Below are 20728 nucleotides of genomic sequence, written 5' to 3' on the forward strand. Positions count from 1 at the left end.
GCACCGCCCTCGTTCGTGAGGCGTATATAGTCGCCACCAACCAGAACTGTCAACAGTCATCGACGATGTTTTTGAACTTTTTGCGACAGAAGTTTTGGCGCCGGCGGACTGCCCCAGGGAACATTGGCGTTGCCAAAAAGGAGCCCTATTGCCGCCGCATTGCCGTTCGACACCAAGGCCAACAAAGAAGGGCTCGGCGCGGCCCGCAAGGTGCCTTCCTATAAGAGCCAAAGCGGGGTCTGCGCATCCACCGGTTCGGACCCTCCTACAAGAGGATAAAGTCGCCTCTCTATAAGGGGCTGTAAAACAGAGCGTGTGCGTGGGGATTTCGCCGCTTCGTTGACTTCACTCGCCGTGACAGGCAAATGTCATGGCCCAACAGAAGCGAAAAGCCGTTCCGCCCGGGGAAGAAGCAGCCTTTCTGGATGCCAGACACGGAAGATGTCATAGCCGAACTCGGCAATGAGCCGCCGCTGATCGCGGATGGCCGCAGCGGCCCGCCCGACCGGCGCGAGGTTTCGGCGCGCTGGCTGTCGGGCACCTTTCTTACCGGCGTGACCTCGAGTGTGCTGATGGGCGTGGCGTTGTTTGCCGCCCTTGACGGCCGCCAGCAGCTGGCAACCCCGCCCGAAATCGCCGAACTGGCCCAGCTCGAAAGCGGCGGCGATTCCGGCGAGGTCGCCAAGACCACCAGGCTGGTGGCGCCGCGCCAGATCGCCAAGGCCAAGGACCGCCGGCGCATGGAAGTGTCGATGGTGACCAAGGTCGGTGACCGCGACGTTATCCACACCATGCCGTTCGTGCAGATCAAGATGGCGCTGGCCGCCGGCCACACCACCAACCGCGCCTATCCGCCTTTCGACCCGATGCAGGTGTTCGGCGACGATGGCGACTCGACGCCGGCGCAGCCGGCGACGGCTTCCGCAGTTGGGGGCCAGATCTACGGCGCCAAGGTCGAAAGCGAGATGAGCCTGAAGACGGTCGATTTCCCGGTCGAGACGGCCTCCTTCGACGAGAAAAGCGACCTGTCCGCCGACGAGGTGGAAAAAGTGGTGCGCGAAGCCGGCACCGACCTCAGCGACGGCGCCGTGCAGGTCGCCTCGCTGCATTATGTCGACCCGCAGCGATTCGGCGATGCCTTCGCCGAATCGATGGCCGGCTCCTACGACGTCAAGATCGTGCCGGAAAACGTCTCGGTGGCGCCGCGCGTCGCGCTCGACGACCAGACCCCGGCTTTCGCCGAGGAAATCATTCCCTTCACCAGGGACCGCGACATTGCCGAGGCTTTCGCTGATTCGGGCTATACGGGCGATGACGCCACCGGCATGGCGGAGGCGATCGGCAAGCTGCTCAACGCACCGGCGCTGAAGGCCGGAACCGTGCTGCGGGTCGGGCTCGAGGTACATGGCGACGCCGCCAAGGTCGTTCGCACCAGCGTCTATGACAAGACAACGCACATCGTCACCATCGCGCTCGACGACCGCGGCCAGTATGTGCCGGCGCAGGAACCGGAGCCGAACCCCGAATTGCTGACCGCGTTCGACGATTCGTCGGCACCGGTGGTGGTGCGCGGCAATCTGCCGAACGTCTATGACGGCATCTACCGCGCCGCCTATTCCTATGGCATGTCGAAGAAGCTGACCCAGCAATTGGTCAAGCTCCTGGCCTCCGGCGTCGACTTCCAGTCCAGGCTCAATCCATCGGACCGCATCGACGTGCTGTTCTCGCAGCCGGACGGCGACGACCAGGCCTCCGACGAATCGGAACTGCTCTATGTCTCGTCGACCTTCGGCGGCCAGACGCGCAATTTCTACCGATTCCAGATGCAGGACGGCTCGACCGACTATTTCGACGAGGACGGATCTAGCGCCGAGCAGTTCCTGTTGCGCAACCCCCTGCCCGCCGGGAAATTCCGCTCCGGCTTCGGCGCCCGCCGACATCCGATCCTCGGTTATGTCCGCATGCATACCGGCGTCGACTGGGCGGCGCCGATCGGAACGCCGATCATCGCCGCCGGCAACGGCACCATCGAAAAGGCCGGCTGGGCCGGCGGCTACGGCAAACAGATCATCATCCGCCATGCCAATGGCTACGAGACCTCCTACAATCACCAGAGCGCCTTTGCCAAAGGCATCGAACCGGGCGTTCATGTCCGCCAGGGCCAGACCATCGGCTTCCTCGGTCAGACCGGCCTCTCCACCGGCCCGCATCTTCACTACGAGCTGATCGTCAACGGCACCAAGGTCGACCCGATGCGCGTGCGCCTGCCGGTCGGCAAGGTGCTGAAGGGCGACGACCTGGTCGCTTTCAAGCGCGAGCGCGAGCGCATCGATGAACTGCTCAAGCAGGAAGACAGCAATCCGCTGAAGGTCGCGAGCGCCAAGATCGAAGGCTAATGCATGTCGCCCAGAAGTGTGCCGCGGTTCTGGGACAACGACATGCCTCAAAACAAACACTTAAAGCGCGTCGTATGAATCCGTTTCAGCGCGACGCGCTTTAAGCCGTCACACTCGACGCCGGCGAATCATAATCGCCCCATCAGAGCATTCCGAATCGGGTCGGCTCCGAATCAGGTCGACTGCTCCTCTTCGGCTCGTGACCAAGGCAGCTTTTGCCCCGAAACGGTGGCCCAGGCGATAATAGCGGCAAGGAGGCAAAGCACGGCCGTCACTGTCGACACGGCCGCGAACGCCGCATCGCTGGCGGCGAGCCGTGTTGCATCAAGGTCTGACGCCAGGCCGGCCAATGCCGGTTCTCCGAACCCCGGAATGCCCGGCCTGACGCTGGTATCGAGCATCGTCGAATAGACCCAGGCCGCGAGCGAGCCCATCGCCGCCACAGCAATCAGCCCGCCAATGCGCGAAACCGCATTGTTGATGCCGGAAGCGGCGCCGGTATCCTTGTCCTCGACCGCGGTCATGACCGCCGTCGACAGCGGCGACACCACCAGCGCCATGCCGAGCCCCATCACCGCCATCAGTGGAAAGATACCGGTCCAGAAATTGTGCATGCCGGCATGAGTGAGCAAAGCCAGCCCGGCAAAGGCGATGGCGACCACCAGGCAGCCGCTGGCGATCGGAAAACGCGGACCGATGCGATCCGACCACTGGCCGACGAGACCCGACAGCAGCGCGATCAACGCCGACAGCGGCAGGAAGATGAAACCGACCTCTTTGGTGCTCAGCCCCCATCCAGCGATCAACAGCATCGGCAGGTAGAACAGATTGGCCGACAGCGCGAAATACAGGAAGAAGGTGGCGAGGTTGGCGCCGGCGAAGGCGCCGATCCGAAACAGCTTGAGATCGATCATCGGCTCGCGCTGCCGAAGCTCGAAGACGATGAAGATGATAAGCAGCACGGCGCCTGCGGCGATGCTCGGCCCCGACATCAGCCCGCTGCCTTCGGCGCTCATCGAGGTCAGTCCGTAGGCAAGCGCCCCGAAGGCAAGCGTGGCGAGAGCGGCGCCGCCGAGATCGAGGCTTCGCTTCTCCGTCGGCGCGTCGGCGGGAATCTTGGCCAGCAGGAGATAGATCGAGATCAGCCCGAGCGGCAGGTTGACGGCGAAGATCGCCCGCCAGATACCGCCGCCAAAGGCCGACAGGACGAAGCCACCGAGCACTGGACCGAGCGCCGTCGTCAGCGCCGAGGCGGCGGCCCAGATGCCGATCGCCCGGCCGCGCTCCTTCTTCGGATAGGCCTTGGCGATGATGGCGAGGCTGCCCGGCACCATGATCGCCGCACCAAGGCCCTGAATGGCGCGAAAGGCGATGAGCACCAGCGCATTCGGCGCCACCGCGCAGGCCAGCGAAGCGACGATGAACAACGCAATGCCGGCAACGAAGGCGCGCCTGAGGCCAAACCGGTCGCCGGCGGCGCCGCCGGCCAGAATCAGCGCCGACAGCGTCAGCGCATAGGCGTTGGAAATCCACTGGACCTCGGCCAGGCTGGCGCCGAGGTCGACGCGCATTGCCGGCATGGCAATGGCCAGGATCGACCCGTCGATGAAGCCGAGCGCTGACGCAAGGATCGCCGCAACCAGCACGAACTTGCGCTGCGACTGCGGGCAAAATGTACCGTTGGAAAGCGACCTGGTCAGGGGAACGGCTGCGGCTTCACTCGGAGACTTCATCAGCGCCTGCTTAGACTTGTTGCGGGCCGGCAACAACCAGCCAGCGCCCTGCGCTCATGAATCCAGCTTAGATGTCGGCCTGCCTTATGGGCAGGCCGACATCACTGCGCTGGAGCGCTCACTTGCTCCGCAACATCATCGGCCGAGGGACCGCCGACGAACTCGACGGTGACGCCCGGCGACACCAGCTTGGCCAGTTCACGCGCATCCCAGTTGGTCAGGCGCACGCAGCCATGGCTTTCGGTCTTGCCGATCTTGGAGGGATCGGGCGTGCCGTGAATGCCATAGGTCGGCTTGTCCAGCGCAATCCACACCGAGCCGACCGGGCCGTTCGGACCCGGCGGGATGGTCAGGATCTTATCGTTCTGGCCCTGCTTGAAATTGATGCTGGGGTTGTAGGTGTAGTTCGGATCGAGCGCGACGCGCGACACCGTATGGGTGCCGGTCGGCGAGGGCGTGTCGGCTGAACCGATGGTGGCCGGATAGGCCGCGACCAGCTTGCCACCGGCGTCATAGGCGAACACCTGCTTCTTGTCCTTGTCGGCGACGATGCGGGCAACCGGCGTCGCCACCAGCCTGCCGAAATTGGCGACCTTGATGATGGTGCCGGGACGGCTGAAGTCGGCCTCGGGATTGAGCCCCTTCAGGTAGTTCTCGTCCATGTGGAACCGTTCGGCCAAGGCTTCGGTGACGGAGGTGTAAGCCATGCGGTCGAGCTGCGCCTTCTGGCTGTAATCCTCCGGTATCGAGGCGACATAAGGCCCGGCCGCGTCTTCGGGCGTGATCGTATAATTGGCGAAAGCATCGCCACCGGTTTGCGCCAGCGCAGCCTGGATGCCGACCGCGTCGGTCGAGCGCAGATTGCTGCCGGTGATCTGGTTATAGGCGGCAAGCGCCTTGTCGACATTGGAGCCGAAGCGCCCGTCGACGACGCCGGGTGAAGCGCCGGCGCGGTCGAGCAGCACCTGCAAGGCGGCTACATCCTGGCGTGCGCCGAGTGAAAGCGAGGGATCGACCACGGTCTTGCCACCGGCTTTCGGCGGCAGCGCGGCCTGGTCGGCGGGCGCCGCCGGTTCGGCGGGATCGATAGAGGCTTCGTTCAGCGGCTGGCGCTTGAGGGGCCGCGGTTCAGCGGATTTCGGCGCTTCCGGATAGGTGTCGCTGTCATTGGCATCATCCTGCGGAGCGGCCCCCAGGAATCTGTCGCTTTCAGGATCGTATTCATCAACCGGCGGGCCGGGGATTCGTCCCTGATCGTCCAGTTGCCTGCGGCGGAAACGCGCCATGTCTTCGGGATCGTCGAGATAGTAGCGGTCGTCGTCTTCGACCGGTGCGCGTCCAAGCTCACGTGCCCGCATTTCCCGGCGCAGCGCGCGGCGGTCGAGCCTGGTCTGCGGCGGCTGGATGGCAATGACCTTGCCGGTCTCGGCATCGACGATGACGCGGTTGCCCCTGGCGTCGTAATAGATGTCGAGATTGCCGTCCTGGGCAAGCACAATGCCGCCGCTATCGGCGGCGCGGACGGCCGGCAGTGCGTTGTCCACAGTCGGCGATGCCATGGCGCTGGACGTGAGCAGCCCGGCGGCGAGCACCGAAAAGGCAAGGATCGTGCGGAACATGGTGGTCAAACTCTCCGGTACTTACAGCGCCGCGCGTCCGTTTGGACGCGCAAAGGACGTTGTAACACTTCATGTCTGCGCATGATCCTTTCCGAAAATCGAATTTCGATTTTCGGGGTCATGCGTAATTGCCGCCGCCCGGCAGTGTTCCCACCAGAACGTTCTCGCCACCGTTTGGATGCGCAAGGAACGCCCTGATCGTCAAAAGCCTGCAGGCAAACCCCTTCGCCAGCAAACCACAACATAAGCTTTCCAACATGAACCGGGCATGAAGATGGCGGATTACTGGTTGCTACAGGCCCAATTCCTTGCGCGTCTGCTTCGTCAGCTTGAGGACGACGAGGCGGTGGCTTTCGCCGAGATAGTCCTTCAGCGCATCATCATCCATGCTCTGGCTTGTCTGACGCTGGATCCATTTCATGCCGCGCGAGGCGAGATAGGGCGCCGGCCGGCAGCCGGGCTGATCCTTCAGCACGTCATATGCCATCTCAGAGCATTTGAAGGTGACGAAGACGCCACCCTCCCGGTCATGGCCGGCGATGGTGAAGACCTTGCCACCGACTTTCCAGACATCGGCCCCGCCCCACTGCACGACGTGCGTCGTCTGCGGCAGCGAGGCGCAGAAGCTGTTGTAGTCGTCCAGCGTCATCTGCACCCCCGTCAAAGGATTGTTGTTTCATAAGAAAATGCCGCGCGTCCGGTCGGACGCGCGGCGTTGGATCAGGCTGCCGCGTCGGTCGGCACCACAGTGGGCCTGGACCGGAAATTCAACCGGTCGGAGCCGGCGGTGACCTTGACGGTCGAGCCGTCGAGTATCTCGCCAAGCAGGATTTTTTCCGCCAGCGGATCTTGCAGGTCCTTCTGCATCACCCGCTTCAGCGGCCGCGCGCCATAGGCCGGGTCGTAGCCCTTCGCCGCCAGCCAGTCGATCGATTCCTGGTCGAGCGACAGTGTGATCTTGCGGTCGACGAGCAGGCTTTCCAGCCGCTTGAGCTGGATCTCGACGATGCGGCCCATATCCTGCCGGCGCAGCCGGTGGAACAGGATCACCTCGTCGACGCGGTTGAGGAACTCCGGCCTGAACGAGGCTCTCACCACGCTCATAACCTCGTCGCGCACGGCATCGACATCCTGCTCTTCGCCGAGATTGACCAGATATTCGGCGCCGAGGTTCGACGTCATGACGATCAGCGTGTTGCGAAAGTCGACCGTGCGGCCCTGCCCGTCGGTCAGCCGCCCGTCGTCGAGCACCTGCAACAGGACGTTGAAGACATCCGGATGCGCCTTCTCGATCTCGTCGAACAGCACGACCTGATAGGGCCGGCGCCGCACCGCTTCGGTCAGCGCGCCGCCTTCCTCATAGCCGACATAGCCGGGAGGCGCGCCAATCAGCCGGGCGACCGAGTGCTTCTCCATGTATTCCGACATGTCGATTCGCACCATGGCGCTCTCGTCGTCGAACAGGAAATTGGCCAGCGCCTTGGTCAGTTCGGTCTTGCCGACGCCGGTCGGTCCGAGGAACATGAACGAGCCGATCGGCCGGTTCGGATCCTGCAGCCCGGCCCGGGCACGACGCACGGCCTTGGACACCGCCTGTACCGCTTCGCCCTGGCCGACGACTCGCTTGCCGATCTCGTCTTCCATGCGCAGCAGCTTGTCGCGCTCGCCCTGCAGCATCTTGTCGACCGGAATGCCGGTCCAACGCGACACGATATGGGCGACGTGGTCGGGCGTGACCACCTCTTCGACCATGCCGGCCTTGCCGTCCTGGGCTTCGGCTTCCTTCAGCTTCTTTTCCAGTTCCGGGATCTTGCCATAGGCAAGCTCGCCGGCGCGCTGGAATTCACCCTTGCGCTGGGCAATGGCGAGGTCGTTGCGGGCCGCGTCGAGCTGCTTCTTGAGGTCAGCGGCGAGGCCAAGCTTCTGCTTCTCCGACTGCCATTTGGCGGTGATCTCGGTCGATTCCTCCTCGAGGCCGACGAGTTCCTTTTCGAGACGCGCGAGCCGGTCCTTTGACGCCTCGTCCTTCTCGACCTTCAGTGCCTCGCGCTCGATCTTGAGCTGCATGATGCGGCGATCGATTTCGTCCAGCGCCTCGGGCTTGGAATCGACCTGCATCCTCAGCCGCGACGCGGCTTCGTCGACAAGGTCGATCGCCTTGTCCGGCAGGAAACGGTCGGCGATGTAGCGGTTGGACAAGGTCGCCGCCGCGACCAGCGCCGAATCCGAGATGCGCACCTTGTGGTGCTGCTCGTACTTCTCCTTCAGGCCACGCAGGATCGACACGGTATCTTCCACCGACGGCTCGTTGACGAAGACCGGCTGGAACCGGCGGGCAAGGGCCGCGTCCTTCTCGACATGCTTCCTGTATTCATCGAGCGTGGTCGCGCCGACGCAGTGCAGTTCGCCGCGCGCCAGCGCCGGCTTCAACAGGTTCGAAGCGTCCACGGCGCCATCGGCCTTGCCGGCGCCGACCAGCGTGTGCATCTCGTCGATGAACAGGATGATGCCGCCGGCCGCCGAGGTGACTTCGTTGAGCACGGCCTTCAGCCGCTCCTCGAACTCGCCGCGATATTTGGCGCCGGCAATCAGCGCGCCCATGTCGAGCGCCATCAACTGCTTGTCCTTCAGCGATTCGGGCACGTCGCCATTGACGATGCGCAGCGCCAGACCTTCGGCGATCGCCGTTTTGCCGACGCCCGGCTCGCCGATCAGCACCGGGTTGTTCTTGGTACGCCGCGACAGCACCTGGATGGTGCGGCGGATCTCGTCGTCACGGCCAATCACAGGGTCGAGCTTGCCGGCGCGGGCATCGGCGGTGAGGTCGCGCGCGTATTTCTTCAGCGCGTCATAGCCCTGCTCGGCGCTCGCCGAATCGGCGGTACGGCCCTTGCGGACGTCGTTGATCACCTGGTTCAGCGCCTGCGCTGTGACGCCGGCCTTGGACAGGATATCGGCCGTCTTGGCCGACTTCTCCATCGCCAGCGCCTGCAGCAGCCGCTCGACCGTGACAAAACTGTCGCCGGCTTTCTTGGCCAATTCCTCGGCGGTCGAAAACACCTTGGCCAGCGGCTGCGCCAGATAAAGCTGGCCGTTGCCGCCTTCCACCTTGGGCATGGCCTCAAGGGCGGTCTCGACGCCAAGCTTGACGTCGCGCACGTTGCCGCCGGCGCGCTCGATCAGCGAGGCGGCCAGCCCCTCGTCGTCATCGACGAGGACCTTCAGCATATGTTCGGGAGTGAATTGCTGGTGATTGCGCGAGAGCGCCATGGTCTGGGCGGACTGAATGAATCCGCGGACGCGCTCGGAGTATTTCTCGAGGTTCATATCTGTCTCCTTCCATCACCGGCCCGCTTTGCGGCACCGGATCAGATTGCGGTGACGGACCCGCTCATCCGAGCCGGGTCCAGTTCACGCCAGATATGGGGCGCAAGCCATTGCCGCTCAAGACGTCCGGCTGATGATATTGCATGGCCGAGCAAACGAAAACGGCGGAGATTTCTCTCCGCCGTTTCATCGACTTATGTCTTGTGGGTCAGTTGTTGGCGTCGACGGCGAACGGGTCGCCGGCAGGGCTTTCGGCCGGCGCCGCATCCACCACGTCAATAGCGGCAGCGGTCTCGCCGGCGCCATCCACCACCTGGCCACCACCAGACTGTTCGTCACCGACCTGATCGGCATTGTTGCGCGGGCGGCGCGGACGCCGCGGGCGACGGGCAGCGCCGCTCTCGGCGGCTGCCTCATTGAGTTCGGCCCGGGCGGCGAGAGCCGCCGGCGACAGGTTTTCGTACAGCGGCGCCGGCTCGGAGAAACCGCTCTCGGCTTCGGGCTCAACCGCGGAAACGGTTTCCGCCTGTGCCGGGGTTTCGGTGAAGCGCTGCTGGTCGCCGCGCTGGCCGTTCTGCTCGCCACGCTGGGCAAAGTCGCCACGCTGGTCGTTCTGGCCATAGCCGCCATTGGGGCGGCGGTCACGGTTGCGGCCATTGTTGTCGCGGCCGTTGTTGTTGCGGCCATTATTGTCACGGCCATTATTATCACGGCCACTGTTGTTCTCGCGGCCGTTTTCCTGGCCGTATGCGAGTTCGGCCGGCGTGCCCTCAATCGTCGGCTGCGGACCGTTGCCGTGGTTCGCCATCGGCGCTTGCGTCTCGCCGCCATTGCCGCTGCCGGCATTGTCAAAATCGTCGCGATCTTCATCGTCGTCGAATTCGTCGCGGTTCTGCGGGGCATTCTGGATCGGCATCTGCGCCTGTGCGGCGGCAATGATGCGGTTGTAGTGCTCGGCGTGCTGGAGGTAATTTTCCGCCATAACCCGGTCGCCGGAGCTTTGCGCATCACGGGCCAGAGTGGCGTATTTTTCGGCGATCTGCTGAGCCGATCCACGGATTTTCACGTCCGGGCCGTTGCTCTCGTAGTTGCGCGTCAGGGGATTTGGGCCCTTGCGGTTGTTGTTGTTGTTATTGTTGTTGCCACCGCCGCCGCCATTGTTGTTGCGACCGCGCATGCGCCTGTTCTGCTGTTGTGGCCTCATAAGACTCTCTTCATTTTGAAATTTTCGAAAAACGTTTCACGAACGGAGGCGCTCATGCAGCCAGCCGTTTCGTTTCTTCACCGGCGTTCGCCCGCATCAATTGCGTTGGCGCCACGTGTCATCCTGTTCCGGTTACATCACTTGCCGGACGATTCCCGCACGAAGCTTGGGCGTCGTTTGCGCAAGAAGGCAGCTATTTCCAAGGAAAACCGAATCGCTAAGAGCACTGCCTGCTTCGTCTCATCCGGTTAGGGCGGACCCTAGCCGCATTCCCCGGCATTGCCAAGCGCTTTTTTGCACTGCGTCAAGGCTTTCCCTGTTCAAACATAAGAACCCTGTCGTTTCCGCCAAGATCGACAAATGCCCCGGCCAGCCTGTAGCCGGCTGCCGCGAATATGTCTTTGACCTCATTGCGCTGCGTGTGGCCGATCTCGACCGCTATCTTGCCTTCTGCTTCCAGAAACTTTGCCGCCTCGGCGGCGATGATCCTGTAGGGGCCAAGACCGTCCACACCGCCATCAAGGGCTCTGTGCGGATCGAAATCGCGGACCTCGTCCTGCAGATTTCCAATGTCTCCAGACGATATATAGGGAGGGTTTGCGGCAATTACATGGTATCGGCCCGAAACTTTTTCGAACCAGTCGGACTGCAGCCCCACGAACCGGCCGGCGAGTCCGAGTTGCTCGGCATTGCGTATCGCGGTTGCCAGCGCGTCTTGTAAAATATCGACCCCGGTGGCGGTCGCGGCCGGAACCGCGCTGAGCAGCGCCAGCGCAATCGCGCCGGTACCGGTGCCGAGATCGAGGATACGGCATTCCCCCAGCCTTTTGGCCGTCGCGCCGGCAAAAGGCAGGATCGCCTCGACCAGCGTTTCGGTGTCCGGCCGCGGCTCCAGCGTTTCCGGCGACAGCGACAGCCGCAGGCCGTAAAACTCGCGAAACCCGAGGATGCGGTGCACCGGTTCGCCGGCCATGCGGCGCTGCAGAGCAGCGCCGATTGCGGCAACCGCACCCGCATCGACCGTCCGTTGCGGGTCGGCGATCGCCTGCGTACGGTCCGTGCCGGAAAAATGTTCGACGATCAGCCTGGCATCCAGCGCCGGGTCGGAAAGGCCGGCCGCGGCAAGCCGCTCCCGCGCCGCCCGCAACAACGGCCCGAGCGCGCCGGGCAACATGTCAGCCATCGAGGCCGATATCGGCGAGCAGCTTCGACTGATGGTCGGCGATCAGCGCATTGATGACCTCGTCGAGCTCGCCCATCATCACCCGGTCGAGCTTGTAGAGCGTCAGGTTGATACGATGGTCGGTAAGGCGGCCCTGCGGGAAATTGTAGGTGCGGATGCGCTCCGAACGGTCGCCCGAACCAACCTGCGATTTGCGTGACTCCGAGCGCTCCTCGTCTGCCTTGCTGCGCTCGAGGTCGTAAAGCCGCGCACGCAGGATCTGCATGGCTTTCGCCCGGTTCTGATGCTGCGACTTCTCCGCCTGCACCACCATGATACCGGTCGGCAAATGGGTGATGCGCACCGCAGAATCGGTGGTGTTGACGTGCTGGCCGCCCGAACCCGAGGCGCGCATCGTGTCGATCCGGATGTCTTCGGCGCGAATGTCGATGTCGACCTCTTCGGCCTCCGGCAGTACGGCCACCGTCGCCGCCGAAGTGTGGATGCGCCCGCTGGCCTCGGTCGCCGGCACGCGCTGCACGCGGTGCACGCCGGATTCGAATTTCAGATGCGCAAAGACGCCCCTGCCGGAAATGGTGGCGATGATTTCCTTGAAGCCGCCGGCATCGCCGTCGCTGGCCGACACCGTCTCGAAGCGCCAGCCGCGTTCGGCGGCATAGCGCTCATACATGCGAAAAAGGTCGCCGGCAAACAATGCCGCCTCGTCGCCGCCGGTGCCGGCGCGGATTTCAAGGATGGCGTTCTTGTCGTCGGCCGCATCCTTAGGCAACAGCAGGATCTGGATGTCCTTTTGCAGCTGTTCGATACGCGCTTCGACGCCCGGCAGATCTGCCTCCGCCAGGGCCCGCATCTCGGCATCGGTGCCCTTGTCGGCAAGCATCGCCTCGAGGTCGGCTTGCTCGCGCTCGACTGAGCGCAGTTCCCTGACCTTGGCCACCATGTCCTGCAGCTCGGCATATTCCGAGGCCATCTTCACATAGGCATCGGCCGCCGGGCCGGCCGACATCTGCGCTTCGAGCATCTCGAAACGCTTGACGACCTGATCCATACGCTCGCGGGGAAGATTGACCATGGCTAATGCTATAGCGGGATGGAGCGGTCGTCGGCGAAGGCCTGCAGCAGCGCCCGCATCGGCAGCCCTTGAGCTGGCGCCATCAGATTGTCGGCAAAGAAAGCCTCCAATTCCTCCAGTGGCAGTTCGGTCAACATCGCCTTGACCGGGCCGATCGAGGCTGGAGACATCGAGATCGAGCGGTAGCCAAGGCCGATCAGCGCCATGGCGGAAATAGGTTTTCCGGCAAGCTCGCCGCACAGCGTCACCGGCGTGTGGTTGCGAACCCCGGCGTCGGCGATCTGCTTCAGAACCCGCAGGAAAGGCGTCGAAAGCGTGTCGAAGCGGTCGGAGAGCTGCGTGTTCCCCCGATCGACCGCCATGACGAACTGGAACAGGTCGTTGGAGCCGACCGAGACGAAATCGACCGCCTTCATCAACTCGTCGAGCTGGAACAGCAGCGACGGCACTTCCAGCATGGCGCCCACCTTGAGGCTGGTCGGCAGATGGTGGGCAAAGCGGGAGAGATGCCGCACTTCGCGGTCGATGATCTCGCGCGCCTGGGCGATTTCGCCGAGTTCGGTAACCATCGGCAGCATCAGCTTCAGTTCGCGCCCGCCGCAGGCCTTCAGCAGAGCGCGGATCTGGGTCCTGAGCAGACCCGGCCGGTCGAGCGTCAGCCGGATCGCGCGCCAGCCGAGCGCAGGGTTTTCTTCCTGGATGGCGCCCTTGAAGTAGGGCAGCACCTTGTCGCCGCCGATGTCGATGGTGCGGAAGGTGACCGGCTTGCCGCGCGCCGCGTCCAGCACGTCGCGGTAGAGCCGCTCCTGCGCCTCGGCACGCGGGAAGGTCGAGGCGACCATGAACTGCAATTCGGTGCGGAACAGGCCGATGCCGGCGGCACCCGCCTCGGCCAGCTGCGGCAGGTCGACGGCCAGGCCCGCATTCATCAGCAGGTCGACCTGGACGCCGTCCTTGGTCACCGACGGCTTCTTGCGCAGTTCCCGGTAGACTTCCTGCCGGCGCGCCCGGAAGCGCACTTTTTCGGCATAGGCAGCTTCGAGGTCGGGCTGCGGCCGCAGATGGATGGTGCCTTCCTCGCCGTCGACGATGATGGCATCGCCGTTTTCCGCCATGGAAACGGCGCCCTTCATCTGGCCGGCGACCGGAATGCCCATGGCGCGCGCTACGATGACGACATGGCTGGTGGCAGCGCCGTCTTCCAGCACCACGCCGCGCAGCTTGTCCCTGGGATAATCAAGCAGTTCGGCCGCGCCCATCGAGCGCGCGACCAGGATGGCATCCTTCGGCAGTGACGCCGCGACGTCGTCAGGCCCGCGCCCCATCAGCTGGCGCAGCAGCCGGTTGGCGAGATCGTCGAAGTCGCTCATCCTCTCGCGCAAATAAGGATCGGTCATGTGCAGCATGCGGGCGCGCATGTCGCTTTGGACCTTTTCCACCGCCGCTTCCGCTGTCAGGCCGTTGCGGATCGCCTCTTCCAGCCGGCGCACCCAGCCGCGGTCGTTGGCAAACATGCGATACGCTTCGAGCACCTCGCGATGTTCGCCCTCGAAGGCGACATCGCGCCGCTCCAGCATGTCGTCGATAGAAAGCCTGAGCGAACCGAGCGACGTCTCCAGCCGGCGCACCTCTTCCTCACTGTCCTCGTTGAACAGATTGGTGACGACGATGCGTGGCTCATGCAGCACGACATGGCCGAGGCCGACGCCCTCGTTGAAGGACAGGCCGGTAAAGCTGACGGGACGGCGCAGATCGAGTTCGAGGCCGGGCCGGGTCAGGCGAGCGAGATCGCCGGTGGCGATCATCTCGGCGATCACCATGGCGGTCGTTTCCAGCGCCTCGACCTCGTCGTCGCGGTAGTGGCGCATGGTCTTGTTCTGCACCACCAGCACGCCCAGCGTGCGCCCTGCCCTTAGTACCGGCACGCCGAGGAAGGAATTGTAGATCTCTTCGCCCGTCTCCGGCAGGTAGGCGAAGGCCGGATGTTCCTGTGCATTGGAGAGGTTGAGCGGCCGCGCGCTCGCGGCAATGGTGCCGACGAGGCCCTGCCCCAGCCGCAGTTGCGCCAAATGGACGGCGTTCGGGTTCAGACCTTCGGTGGCATAGAGTTCGAGCACCGAATCGGCGCGCAGCACATAGAGCGAGCAGACCTCGGCGACCATGTTGGAGGCGATGTCGCGCACGATCCGGTCGAGCCGCTCCTGCGGCTCCAGCGGCTCCTGCATGAGCTCGCGGAGCCGTTTCAGCAGAACGCGCGGGCCGCTGGCCGTATCACGCATCGCGGCTTCTTCTCCAATGGGCATTTTGCCCGCCGCAGTTTCCACTGCGACCGGCGCACACGCAACAACTCAAATCGCTCTCGCTACTGCTTATCCAGACCGTACACGGAATGCAAAGTACGAACCGCGAGTTCCGTGTAGGGACCGTCAATCAGTATCGAAATCTTGATCTCGGAGGTAGTGATGGCGCGGATGTTGATCGCCTTGTCGGCCAGCGCCTTGAAAGCGGTGGCGGCCACACCGGCATGGCTGCGCATGCCGATGCCGATGACCGAAACCTTCGACATGCCGGCTTCCGACTGCACCACGTCATAGCCGATCGAAGCCTTCAGACGCTCCAGCACGGCCAACGCCTTGTCCACGTCGCCGGACGGCACGGTGAAGGTCATGTCGGTGAACTTGCCGTCCTCGGAGATGTTCTGGACGATCATGTCGACATTGATGTTGGCCTCGGCCAGCGGGCCGAAAATGCCGGCGGCAACGCCCGGGCGGTCGCCGACGCGGCGCAGAGAAATCTGCGCTTCGTCCTTGGCGTAGGCAATTCCGGTGACGACCTGCTGTTCCACGATCTCTTCCTCGTCGCAAATGAGCGTTCCCGGAGGATTGAGCAAATCCCCCATTCCGGGCGCATCGGGATCGTCGAAGGACGACCGCACGAACGTACGCACCCTGTGCACCATGGCAAGCTCGACCGAGCGCACCTGCAAGACCTTGGCGCCGAGCGAGGCCATTTCGAGCATTTCCTCGAACGAAATCTTGTTGAGCCGCCGCGCCTTCGGCTCGATGCGCGGATCGGTGGTGTAGACGCCGTCGACATCGGTGTAGATGTCGCAGCGATCGGCCTTGACCGCCGCGGCAATGGCCACCGCGCTTGTGTCGGAGCCGCCGCGGCCGAGCGTGGCGATGCGGTTGTCCGGGCCGATGCCCTGGAAGCCGGCGACGACAGCCACCTGGCCCTCGCCGAAGCGCTTGATCAGGAACGCGCCGTCAATGTCGAGGATGCGCGCCGCGCCATGCGCGTTGTCGGTCTTGATCGGGATCTGCCAGCCCTGCCAGGAGCGGGCATGGACGCCCATATTCTGCAGTGTGATCGCCAGCAGGCCGGCAGTCACCTGCTCGCCCGAGGCGACCACGGCGTCATACTCGCGCGCGTCGTGCATGGGCGAGGCTTCGCGCGTCCAGCCAACCAGTTCGTTGGTCTTGCCCGCCATCGCCGAAACCACGACAGCGACCTCATGGCCGGCATCGACCTCGCGTTTGACGTGACGCGCCACATTGCGGATGCGGGCGATGTCGGCGACGGAGGTTCCGCCGAATTTCATCACGATGCGCGCCATGGAAGCGAAATGCCTTTGACTGAAGCCGGCCCAGGACCGAAAGGGGAAGTAAGCGCTCGACAGAAGCCGGCCGCTGAATGCGCGCCTCCTTAGCCAAATGATCACGGTTTCGCAAGGCTGGCGGCGGATGCCGGCTTCAGGATCGCGGCATATTGCGTTCGGCCCCGCCGCCGCTTACCAAATGCTGCCCGCGGGAAACTCCTTTTGGTCCGGCATATCGAATGATTGTTCGCCTTCGACGCGCCATGCGGTGGCAATCGCTGCCGCTGTTCATCGGCTTCGCCGTGCTGGCGTTGATCGTCGGCACACGCGCCGTGCTGGTCGAGACCCAGAGAGCCAATCGTGAGGCCGCGCGCGAGGCGGTCGAGTATCAGGAATTGCTTTCCGGTTTGCTTGCGATGGCTCAGGAGGCCGAGACCAGCCAGCGCGGCTATCTCCTGACCGGCGAGAAATCCTACCTCCAGCCTTATCGGCAGGCGGTCGACGCCATTCCGGGCCAGCTTGCCCGCATCGACGGCATGACCGCGCCGGACGACGAACTCGTGCAGCAGATCAACCACGTCAAGGACGCGCTTTCACAAAACCAGGCCGAATTGGCTGAGACGATTGCACTCTACGATCGCGGCGATGCGGCAAAAGCTCTGGAACTGGTCCGCAGCGGCCAGGGCAGGGCCGCCATGGACCAGATCCGGGCCAGCATGGACACGATCCGGCGCATCGGCGGCGCAGCCATCGCGGCGCGCGACGCCCACACCGACCGGGTCGAAAACTGGCTGCGAATCGGCTCGATAGCGGCGCTGCTGGCGATCTTCCTGCTTGGCGCCTACACGGTTCGCCTTTCGCGCCGCCGGTTCCGCGCAGTGGCGATCGCCCAGGAAGAGCTGATGCGCAAGAACATCGAGCTCGGCAACGAAATCCAGACGCGTGAAAAGGCCGAATCGCAGATCCGCCAGATGCAGAAGATGGAGGCTGTGGGCCAGCTGACCGGCGGTATCGCGCACGATTTCAACAACATGCTGGCGGTGATCATCAGCGCCATGAACCTCGCCCAGCGCAAGCTGGCGCGGGGCGAGCACGACATCATGAAATTCATCGAAGCGGCGACCGATGCGGCGACCCGGGCCGCAAACTTGACGTCACGGCTGCTTGCCTTCTCGCGCCAGCAGCCGCTCGCGCCTCAGGTTGTAGACGCCAATCGTCTGGTCGCCGGCATGTCGGACCTGCTTCGGCGGGCGCTCGGCGAAACCATTCGCATCGAAACCGTGCTGGCTGGCGGCCTGTGGAAGACCCATGCCGATCCGAGCCAGCTCGAAAATGCCATTCTCAACCTGGCGGTCAATGCGCGAGACGCCATGGGCGAGGACGGCAAGATGACCATCGAGACCGCAAACAGCCACCTCGACGAGGGCTACGCCGCCACCCATGCCGAGGTCAAAGCCGGCCAGTATGTAATGATCGCGGTCAGCGACACCGGCGCCGGCATGCCGGCGGCCGTCATGGAGCGGGCTTTCGAGCCATTTTTCACCACCAAGCCGGTCGACAAGGGCACCGGCCTCGGGCTGAGCCAAGTGTTCGGCTTCGTCAAACAGTCCGGCGGACACGTCAAGATCTACTCGGAACCCGGCCAAGGCACCACGATCAGGATCTACCTGCCGCGCTTCTTCGGCCCGGAAGAGGCCGCCATATCTTCGGAACGAGCCGGAAATCCTGCCGTGCCGGTCACCGAAACCATCCTTGTCGTGGAGGACGATCCACGCGTGCGGGCTTCCACCACCGATGCCATGCGCGAACTCGGCTACACCGTCATTCATGCCGCAAGCGGCCAGGAAGCGCTGGAAAAGCTGGGCGACAACCCTGGTGTGGCGCTCATGTTCACCGATATCGTCATGCCGGTGATGAATGGCCGCAAGCTCGCCGAGGAGGCGCTGGCGCGCATGCCGAAGCTGAAGGTGATCTTCACCACCGGCTTCACCAGGAACGCCGTCGTCCACAATGGCGTGCTCGACCATGACGTGCATTTCCTGGCCAAGCCCTTCACCATCGAGCAGCTGGCGGCGAAATTGCGCGACGTGCTGGACGCAAAATGACCGAGGCCCTGGAAATCGTCACCTTTCGCCTCAAGCCTGGAGCGGAAGCGGGCTTTGCCGCCGCCAACAACCTGGTCGCCGACTGGCTGGCGCGGCAACCTGGTTTCGTAAACCGCTGCCTGGCGCGGCGGGACGATGGCAGCTGGGTCGATGTCGTGCGCTGGCGAAGTCGCGAGCAGGCTCTCGCCGCCGCCGGCCGCATCATCGCCGAGATCGGCGATTGCGAAGCGATGCGGGCCATCGATTCCGCGAGTGTTGAGATGGGACATGCGGCGATTGTGATCTCGAGGCCCTAGGTCGACTTGCCAGCAGTCGCATAAAACCGGCCTTGACTTTCTTGCCCCGGCACCCGACTTCCTAGCGTCCGAGGAGACCCGCCCCATGCCAGAGGCCCGACGATCGACAATCGATGCCGGAGAAGTGGAACGCTTTTCCGCGCTTGCCGCCGAATGGTGGAACCCGAACGGCAAATTCCGTCCGCTGCACAAATTCAACCCGGTCCGGCTGGCCTATATCCGGGACCAGGTGGCGGCGCGCTTCGGCCGCGATCCGCGGGCGGCGCGGCCGTTCGAAGGCCTGCGTTTCCTCGATATCGGCTGCGGTGGTGGATTGTTGTGCGAGCCGATGGCAAGGCTTGGAGCCGAAGTGGTCGGCGCCGACGCCTCGGCAACCAACATCGAGGTGGCGAAGCTGCACGCGGCCGAAGCCGGCGTGACGGTGGATTATCGCGCTACGACCGCTGAGGATTTGGCCGATTCCGGCGAGAAATTCGACGTCGTCCTCAACATGGAAGTCGTCGAGCATGTTGCCGATGTCGACCTGTTCATCGGCAAGTGCGGCGAGATGGTCAAGCCCGGCGGCATCATGTTCGTGGCCACCATTAACCGCACGCTGAAGGCACTGGGCCTGGCCATCATCGGCGCCGAATATGTGCTGCGCTGGCTGCCGCGCGGCACCCACCAGTTCGGCAAGCTGGTGCGGCCCGAAGAGCTTGAAAAGGCGCTCGGCAGCGCCGCCATGACCATCATCGACCGCACCGGCGTGACCTACAATCCTCTCGCCGACCGCTGGGCACGCTCCAAGGACATGGACGTCAACTATATGGTGCTGGCGGAAAAACGATCGGTCTGAACGAAGGGGCGGCCGTGGACACTATGAGGGCCCGAGAGCTGGCGCTCGATCTTCCCGAAACGGTCGAGCAATCGCATTTCGGCAAGGCTGACTTCCGCGTCCGCAACCGTATCTTCGTCTCGCTGCCCGAAGCCGACCGTGCTGTCGTCAAGCTCGACCGGGACCAGCAAGAGATGATGGCCGCGGCTGAGCCATCGGTTTTCAGGCCCGTGACAGGCGGCTGGGGCCAAAAGGGATGGACGTCGATCATGCTCGAAGCCTGCGACGAACAGACATTCCGCAGCGCCGTTCGGACGGCCTGGCGAAACGTCGCCCCGCCGGCGCTACGGAAGCGCCTCGACGCGAGCCAAATTTAAGCTTGAGCAGTTCGAGGAAAAGTGTGAAGCGGTTTCCAGGGAAAGCGCATAGCGCTTTGCCTAGGGAATTGCGTAAACAAAGAACCTATGCCTTCTGGCTCTGCGCCTTGGTGGTGATGATCACGCCGATGGTGATGATCACCGCGCCGGCCCAGGTCAGCAACTGGTAGTGCTCGCCGAGGAAGATGGTTCCGGCAAACAGGCCGACGGCCGCCGCCACATAGCCGATCTGGCTGAGATAGACCGGACCGCCCACGGCCTGCAGCCGGAAGAAGAAGGCAAACATCGCCGAGGCCGAGGCGACCTGCGCCACGACAACCAGCGGCACGGCGCCAAGCGGGGCGAAGGCGCCGACCCCGAACAGCGTGAGAATGCCGATCAGCAGCAGCGTCGCCGAGGCCAGGTGGCTGCCGACGGCCAGTTCGATCGAACCGGTGCCTTCGGGCCAGTCGACGGTGCGATAGATATTGCCGGCGGCAAGGCTGACCGGGATCAAAAGTCCGACCAGTACCCAGAAGAAATCGGCAGGCTGGCCGGCCTCGCCGCGAGTCACCGCCACCATGACGGCGCCGATGAAGCCGACGGCGATACCGATACTGCCGAGCGTATTTGGCCGTCGAACGCCGAGCAGGATCGAAAACACCAGTGTGATGACCGGCGACAGCGTGAACATGATGCCGGTATAGCCGGCGCCGAGATGCGGGATAGCCGAAAACATCAGCAGATTGGGCACGGCGTAGGACACGGCGGCGGTGATGAAGAAATAGCGCAGTCTGTGCGAGGTGAGCCGCATGCGCTCGCCGTTCGCGAGCAACGCGCACAGCAGCACGCCCCCGGCGCCGAACGAGATGACGAAGGCCCAGACCATGGCCGAAACGCCGGCAGCCGTCGCCAGCTTGCCGAACGGCAGCGTTAGGCCGAGCAGGCCGCCGGTGACGACCAGCAGGCCAAGCGCCGATTCCCAGAAAAATTTCATCGGATGGTCCCGTCACTCACTTGCGGCA

Annotated in this window: 15 protein-coding genes; 5 read left to right on the plus strand and 10 right to left on the minus strand. The window is 63.9% G+C overall.

Annotated elements, in window-relative coordinates; all coding sequences use genetic code 11:
- Nucleotides 1-425 precede the first annotated feature (425 nt).
- Nucleotides 426-2396, plus strand: a complete 1971-nt coding sequence (locus tag X750_RS140165; RefSeq protein ID WP_023686664.1) for a M23 family metallopeptidase — start codon at nt 426-428, stop codon at nt 2394-2396.
- A gap of 173 nt (nt 2397-2569) precedes the next feature.
- Here X750_RS140165 and X750_RS140160 read toward each other — a convergent pair whose 3' ends face one another.
- From X750_RS140160 to X750_RS140120, 9 genes are all read right to left on the minus strand, one after another.
- A complete protein-coding gene (locus X750_RS140160) occupies nt 2570-4129 on the minus strand; it encodes an MFS transporter (protein WP_023686665.1) in 1560 nt (519 codons plus the stop codon).
- A gap of 101 nt (nt 4130-4230) precedes the next feature.
- On the minus strand, nt 4231-5748 hold the full coding sequence (locus X750_RS140155) for a L,D-transpeptidase family protein (RefSeq protein WP_023743066.1): 1518 nt from the start codon (nt 5746-5748) through the stop codon (nt 4231-4233).
- A 292-nt stretch (nt 5749-6040) separates the two neighbouring features.
- Nucleotides 6041-6397: an MmcQ/YjbR family DNA-binding protein gene (locus X750_RS140150; RefSeq protein ID WP_023685771.1), complete on the minus strand. Its 357-nt coding sequence runs from the start codon at nt 6395-6397 to the stop codon at nt 6041-6043.
- Nucleotides 6398-6468: 71 nt separating this feature from the next.
- Nucleotides 6469-9075 (minus strand): ATP-dependent chaperone ClpB, encoded by a 2607-nt coding sequence (clpB, locus tag X750_RS140145; protein WP_023748455.1) that lies wholly within the window; start codon nt 9073-9075, stop codon nt 6469-6471.
- Nucleotides 9076-9283: 208 nt separating this feature from the next.
- A complete protein-coding gene (locus X750_RS140140) occupies nt 9284-10279 on the minus strand; it encodes a DUF4167 domain-containing protein (RefSeq protein ID WP_023748456.1) in 996 nt (331 codons plus the stop codon).
- 304 nt (nt 10280-10583) lie between these two features.
- Entirely contained in the window at nt 10584-11462 is an 879-nt protein-coding gene (gene prmC, locus X750_RS140135; RefSeq protein WP_023748457.1) for a peptide chain release factor N(5)-glutamine methyltransferase, read from the minus strand.
- A complete protein-coding gene (gene prfA / locus X750_RS140130; RefSeq protein WP_023712842.1) occupies nt 11455-12534 on the minus strand; it encodes a peptide chain release factor 1 in 1080 nt (359 codons plus the stop codon). The genes prmC and prfA overlap by 8 nt, the downstream gene beginning before the upstream one ends.
- Nucleotides 12535-12542: 8 nt before the next feature.
- Complete coding sequence (ptsP, locus tag X750_RS140125) at nt 12543-14813, minus strand: phosphoenolpyruvate--protein phosphotransferase (protein ID WP_023693992.1); 2271 nt, start codon at nt 14811-14813, stop codon at nt 12543-12545.
- A gap of 83 nt (nt 14814-14896) precedes the next feature.
- Nucleotides 14897-16150: an aspartate kinase gene (locus X750_RS140120; protein ID WP_023685777.1), complete on the minus strand. Its 1254-nt coding sequence runs from the start codon at nt 16148-16150 to the stop codon at nt 14897-14899.
- A 221-nt stretch (nt 16151-16371) separates the two neighbouring features.
- Between X750_RS140120 and X750_RS140115 the strand changes: the two genes are divergently transcribed.
- The 4 genes from X750_RS140115 (at nt 16372) to X750_RS140105 (ending at nt 19724) form a co-directional block, all read left to right on the plus strand.
- Complete coding sequence (locus X750_RS140115; protein ID WP_245271907.1) at nt 16372-18237, plus strand: CHASE3 domain-containing protein; 1866 nt, start codon at nt 16372-16374, stop codon at nt 18235-18237.
- Nucleotides 18234-18533 carry a hypothetical protein gene (locus X750_RS0133640; RefSeq protein WP_050588814.1) on the plus strand — a complete coding sequence of 100 codons (300 nt, stop codon included), beginning with the start codon at nt 18234-18236 and terminating at the stop codon, nt 18531-18533. The genes X750_RS140115 and X750_RS0133640 overlap by 4 nt, the downstream gene beginning before the upstream one ends.
- Nucleotides 18534-18618: 85 nt before the next feature.
- Nucleotides 18619-19368: a bifunctional 2-polyprenyl-6-hydroxyphenol methylase/3-demethylubiquinol 3-O-methyltransferase UbiG gene (gene ubiG / locus X750_RS140110; protein WP_023748459.1), complete on the plus strand. Its 750-nt coding sequence runs from the start codon at nt 18619-18621 to the stop codon at nt 19366-19368.
- A gap of 23 nt (nt 19369-19391) precedes the next feature.
- On the plus strand, nt 19392-19724 hold the full coding sequence (locus X750_RS140105) for an MmcQ/YjbR family DNA-binding protein (RefSeq protein ID WP_023685781.1): 333 nt from the start codon (nt 19392-19394) through the stop codon (nt 19722-19724).
- Between the two features lie 85 nt (nt 19725-19809).
- On the opposite strand, the gene X750_RS140100 is transcribed toward X750_RS140105, so the two are convergent.
- Nucleotides 19810-20700 (minus strand): DMT family transporter, encoded by an 891-nt coding sequence (locus X750_RS140100; protein WP_023748460.1) that lies wholly within the window; start codon nt 20698-20700, stop codon nt 19810-19812.
- Nucleotides 20701-20728 lie beyond the last annotated feature (28 nt).

This window comes from Mesorhizobium sp. LNJC391B00, from assembly GCF_000502535.1.
GTDB lineage: Bacteria > Pseudomonadota > Alphaproteobacteria > Rhizobiales > Rhizobiaceae > Mesorhizobium.